Consider the following 3,928-nt stretch of genomic DNA (forward strand, 5'->3'; position numbering starts at 1 on the left):
AAAAAGTAATGAAATAACTTAGTATTATTAGCATACGTTATAAGAATTTTTTTGTGGGTATAATATAGACAATGAAGATTCAAAATATTTTGGATAATCTATGATGTTTATTTTTCAATGTTTATCATTATAAAAATCTAGAAAATGATATAGGGAGAGTTTTTATGGAAAAATTATCTGTATATATAGTTTCAGATTCAATAGGAGAAACAGGAGCAAAGGTTGTAAAAGCAGCTTTATCACAATTTAAAATTGAGGATTATGAAGTAAAGAGATTTTCATATGTACTAGATATAGATTCGTTAAATAAAATTTTAGAAGAAATTTCTAAACAAAAAAATCCAATAATAATACATACATTAGTTGATAAAGAGGCTATAGAGTATATAAATGAACAAACTAAAGAGTTAAAAATTATTGCTATAGATTTACTTAATCCATTATTGGGAGCAATACAAGAAGCTACAAAACTAGAACCTATAAGAGAACCTGGAATAAATAGGAGAATTGATGAAGAATATTTTAGAAGAGTAGAGGCTATTGAATTTGCAGTAAAATACGATGACGGAAAAGATCCAAGAGGGATATTAAAATCAGACGTTGTAATCATAGGGATATCCAGGACTTCAAAGACTCCTTTATCCATGTATCTGGCCAATAAAAATATTAAAGTTGCAAATATACCATTAATACCAGAAGCTGAACCTCCTAAAGAAATATATGAAATTTCCAGAAAAAGAATTATTGGACTTACAAATTCCCCCATAAAACTTAATGAAATTAGAAAAGCAAGAATGAAAGCATTGGGACTTACTAGGAATACAAACTATGCAAGCTTAGAGAGAATATTATATGAAATTGACTTTGCGGAAAAAATAATGAAGAAAATAGGATGTCCTATTATAGATGTTTCAAACAAAGCAATAGAAGAAACAGCCCAAATTATCATTACACACCTTAAGAAAAGTGGAGTTAAAACTGTACAAGATTAAATTTTAAAGGAGGCTTGTTTATATGAAAAACAAATATGTTTATAGCTTTCATGAAGGTTCTAAAGAAATGAAAGCTTTACTTGGTGGTAAGGGAGCAAATTTAGCAGAGATGACCAATATTGGGTTACCAGTTCCTCCTGGCTTTACCATAACGACAAAAGCGTGTACAAGATTTTATAAAGAGGGACAGATTCTTTGGCAGGAACTATTGGATGAAGTCAATATACATCTAAAGGAGTTAGAACAAAGTTTAGGAAAAACTTTTTCAAATGAAGAAAACCCTCTTTTGCTTTCAGTAAGATCTGGTTCAGTTTATTCTATGCCTGGAATGATGGATACTATACTTAATCTTGGACTAAATGACATATCTGTTGAAGGTTTAGCCAAATCAACGGGTAATCAGCGATTTGCCTATGATAGCTATAGAAGATTTATACAGATGTTTGCTGATGTAGCTATGGGTATTCCAAAGATTAGATTTGAATCATTATTAGAAGATAAAAAAGAAGAAAAAGGAGTAGCTTTAGACACGGAACTTACAGCAGAGGATTTAAAAATTCTTGTAGAAGAATATAAAAAAGTATACTATGAAGAAGAAGGAGAACCTTTCCCTCAAGAACCTATAGAACAATTGAAACTGTCTATAAAAGCAGTATTTGAATCTTGGAACAATCCAAGAGCAATAGTCTATAGAAAACTAAATGATATTCCAGATGATCTGGGAACAGCAGTAAACGTTCAATCTATGGTATTTGGGAATATGGGTGATATGTCAGGAACAGGAGTTGCTTTCACAAGAAATCCTGCAAGTGGAGAAAATAAAATATTTGGAGAATTTTTGATAAATGCACAGGGAGAAGATGTAGTAGCAGGTGTTAGGACTCCAAGATCAATTTCTGAACTTAAAGATTTAATGCCAGAAATCTATGAAGAATTTGTTGCATCTGCTAACAAATTAGAAAAACACTATAAAGATATGCAGGATATAGAATTTACAATAGAAAAGGGTAAACTATACCTTCTCCAAACAAGAACAGGAAAAAGAACTATTCATGCTGCAATCAATATAGCAGTTGATTTAGTAGAAGAAGGTTTAATATCAAAAGAAGAAGCCCTATTAAGAATAGATCCTAATCAACTAGATCAATTACTACATCCTACTTTTGAAGAAAAATCCTTAAAATCAGCTAAAATAATTGCAAAAGGGTTACCGGCATCCCCTGGAGCTGCTTCAGGGAAGGTATATTTCCATGCATCTGATATAGTAGAGGCAAAAGAAAGAGAAGAAAAAACTATATTAGTTAGACAAGAAACATCTCCAGAAGATATAGAAGGAATGGTAGCAGCAGAAGGAATACTTACTGCTAGAGGGGGAATGACATCTCATGCTGCTGTAGTTGCAAGAGGTATGGGTAAATGTTGTGTTGCAGGTTGTAGTGAAATTAGAGTAGATGATGAAATGAAAGTAATAAAAGCTGGTGAATTAACTATTAATGAAGGAGATTATATTTCAATAGATGGTGGCTCGGGCATGGTATACTTAGGCCAAGTTAAAAAAGAACAACCTGAACTAAGTGGGAATTTTGAAAAATTTATGGATTGGGTTGACGATATAAGAATTTTAAAAGTAAGAGCAAATGCAGATACACCTAGAGATGCAAAACAAGCAGTAATATTTGGAGCTGAAGGGATTGGATTATGTAGGACAGAGCATATGTTTTTTGCTGATGATAGAATACCAGCAGTTAGAAGGATGATAGTTTCAAATTCTGTAGAATTAAGACAGAGAGCATTAGATGAGCTATTGCCAATGCAAAGAAAAGATTTCTTTGAAATATACAAAGCTATGGGAGAAAGACCTGTAACTATTAGACTGCTTGATCCACCTTTACATGAATTTCTTCCTTCAAAAGTAGAAGATATAAATAAACTTGCTGACTCCATGAATTTAGATTATGAAGAACTAAAAGATATAATAAGAGAACTATCTGAAGTCAATCCTATGTTAGGACATAGAGGCTGTAGAATTGCTATAACCTTCCCTGAAATATATAGGATGCAAGTTAGAGCTATAATTGAAGCAGCACTGGATATAAGGAAAGAAGGATTAAATATAGTTCCTGAAATAATGATTCCCCTTATTGGAGATGTAAATGAATTAAAATATGTTAAAAATGAAATAATTGAAGAAATAGAATTAGTTTTTATGGAATATAATGATAGTATAGAATACTTCATAGGAACTATGATAGAAGTCCCAAGAGCAGCCATTACTGCAGATGAAATAGCAAAAGAAGCAGATTTTTTTAGTTTTGGAACCAATGATTTAACTCAAATGGGATTTGGGTATTCAAGAGATGATTCTGGAAAATTTTTAAATGAATATGTAGAAAAAGAAATATTCAAGAAAAGTCCTTTTGAAGTGATAGATAGAGCAGGAGTAGGTAAATTAATGGAGATGGCAGTAGATTTAGGACGAAAATCTAAAAAAGATATTCACTTAGGTATCTGTGGCGAACATGGAGGAGAGCCAAGTTCAATAGAATTTTGCCATGATATAGGTCTTGATTATGTATCTTGTTCACCTTATAGAGTACCAATAGCAAGACTTGCAGCAGCTCAAGCAGTATTGAAAGAAAAATTAAATATTTAAAAGAATAAATAAAAAAGGGCTTAGGCTCTTTTTTTATTTAAGGATGTATAATGCACCATAATAGACCTAAAAACAGTCTTTGTTGACACAAGTTAAAATCTTATGTAATATAATATTACATAGATAATTTATTTTTCAAAAAAGGGGATGGATATAATGAAATTTGGAATGAGAAAACCAAGCCTTAAAAAAAGAATAGGCGCAAGAACTAGCATCAAAAGACAAATAGTCCACAGAGGCGGCTTTAAAATGCCAAAAGGATATGGCTGGATTAGAAATCCTA

2 protein-coding genes are annotated in these 3,928 nt (G+C 31.5%); both read left to right on the forward strand.

Annotated elements, in window-relative coordinates; translation table 11 throughout:
- The first annotated feature begins 164 nt into the window (after positions 1-164).
- Complete coding sequence (locus VK998_RS04095; protein ID WP_325225786.1) at positions 165-992, forward strand: pyruvate, water dikinase regulatory protein; 828 nt, start codon at positions 165-167, stop codon at positions 990-992.
- Between the two features lie 22 nt (positions 993-1,014).
- On the forward strand, positions 1,015-3,645 hold the full coding sequence (gene ppdK, locus VK998_RS04100) for a pyruvate, phosphate dikinase (RefSeq protein WP_325225789.1): 2,631 nt from the start codon (positions 1,015-1,017) through the stop codon (positions 3,643-3,645).
- Positions 3,646-3,928 lie beyond the last annotated feature (283 nt).

It is taken from the genome of Schnuerera sp., from assembly GCF_035459645.1.
In the GTDB taxonomy this organism is placed as follows: domain Bacteria; phylum Bacillota; class Clostridia; order Tissierellales; family Tepidimicrobiaceae; genus Schnuerera.

Bases quoted from the DNA above. Each gene is read 5' to 3' on its own strand.
- VK998_RS04095 (WP_325225786.1), top strand. From the start codon at position 165: ATGGAAAAATTATCTGTATATATAGTTTCAGATTCAATAGGAGAAACA.
- ppdK (WP_325225789.1), top strand. From the start codon at position 1,015: ATGAAAAACAAATATGTTTATAGCTTTCATGAAGGTTCTAAAGAAATG.